Origin of the sequence: Nonomuraea sp. NPDC046570, assembly GCF_040645915.1 — a bacterium.
Lineage (GTDB): Bacteria > Actinomycetota > Actinomycetes > Streptosporangiales > Streptosporangiaceae > Nonomuraea.
Map to the genome: position 1 here is coordinate 1 of NZ_JBEYZF010000113.1, position 1448 is coordinate 1448.

1 protein-coding gene is annotated in these 1448 nt (G+C 67.3%); it reads right to left on the bottom strand.

The window, feature by feature from the left end; genetic code table 11:
* Positions 1–34 precede the first annotated feature (34 nt).
* On the bottom strand, positions 35–1321 hold the full coding sequence (locus tag ABZ911_RS43135) for an IS256 family transposase (protein WP_358070521.1): 1287 nt from the start codon (positions 1319–1321) through the stop codon (positions 35–37).
* Between the last annotated feature and the right edge of the window lie 127 nt (positions 1322–1448).

The window sequence follows — 1448 nt, forward strand, 5'->3', positions numbered from 1 at the left end:
GAGCAATCGTCAATACCTGTGGATCAGAATCTTTTCAGGCAGCTGCTGGCTGCCCCTCGATGGCCGGGGCTTCCTCGGGCCGCTCGATGAGCTTGCCCTTGCGGAACTTCGCCCCGGCGCGGACCAGGGCGACGAGGTGGGGTGCGTTGACCGCGCGCCAGCGGGCCTGAGCCGACTCGATCAGCTTGAAGGCCATCGCGAGCCCGGCCGCGCGTGAGCCCGGCCCCTTGGTGACTTTGGTGCGGTGCCGGACCGTGGCGAAGGTGGACTCGATCGGGTTGGTGGTGCGCAGATGCACCCAGTGCTCGGCGGGATATTCGTAGAAGGCGAGCAACTCGTCCAAGTCGTCGATCACCTTGGCGACGGCCTTGGGGTACTTGGCGCCGTAAGTGGCCTGGAAGTCCTTGACCGCGGCCTGGGCGTGCTCCTTGTCCTCGGCGTTCCAGATCTCGGCCAGTTGCTTCTTGGCCGCGGGGTGGGCCGACTTCGGCAACGCCCCCAGGACGTTAGAGATCTTGTGAAACCAGCATCTCTGCTCCTTGGCCTGCGGAAACACCTCCCGCAGCGCCGACCAGAAGCCGAGCGCGCCATCGCCGATCGCCAGCACCGGCGCCCGCATCCCGCGTCGCTTGCAATCGCGCAGCAGGTCGGCCCAGGACTCGGTGGACTCGCGGTAGCCGTCGGACAGGGCGACGAGTTCCTTGCGGCCGTCGGCGCGCACGCCGATCATCACCAGCAGGCACAGCTTGTGTTCTTCCAGCCGGATGTTGACGTGGATGCCGTCCGCCCACAGGTAGACGTAGTCGACGCCGGACAGGTCGCGGGCGGCGAACGCGCGCTGCTCGCCCTTCCACTGCTCGGTGAGCCTGGTGATGACCGGCGCGGACAGCCCCGCGCTGGAGCCGAGGAACTGTCCCAGCGCGGGGACGAAGTCGCCGCTGGATAGCCCGTGCAGGTACAGCAGCGGCAGCACCTCGGTGATCTGCGGACTCTTACGGGCCCACGCGGGCAGGATCGCCGAGGAGAAGCGCCGACGCTCGCCCGTGGCCTCGTCGATGCGCTTGTCGTTGACCCTGGGGGCGGTGACCTCGATCGCGCCGGCTGCGGTGAGAATCTCGCGCGGAGCGTGGGAGCCGTTCCGCACCACCAGGCGGCGTCCGTTGTCGTCGCGCTCGTCGGCGAAGGCGGCGATGTAGGCATCAACCTCGGCCTGCAGCGCAGCGGCGAGCATCCTGCGGGCACCGTCGCGGACGATCTGATCGATCAGTGAGAAAGATCCGGCAGAGACGGGGTTGCGGTCGTCAGCGGGTAGTCCGGGCACTACGGTAAGCGGCACGGGTGTGCCTTCCCGACCGACGTTGGCGCGTCGGCCTTATCTCGAAACCACATCGGATGATCCGGGAAGGTACACCCCTTCCCGGCAGATCCACAGGTTTCGATCATTGCTC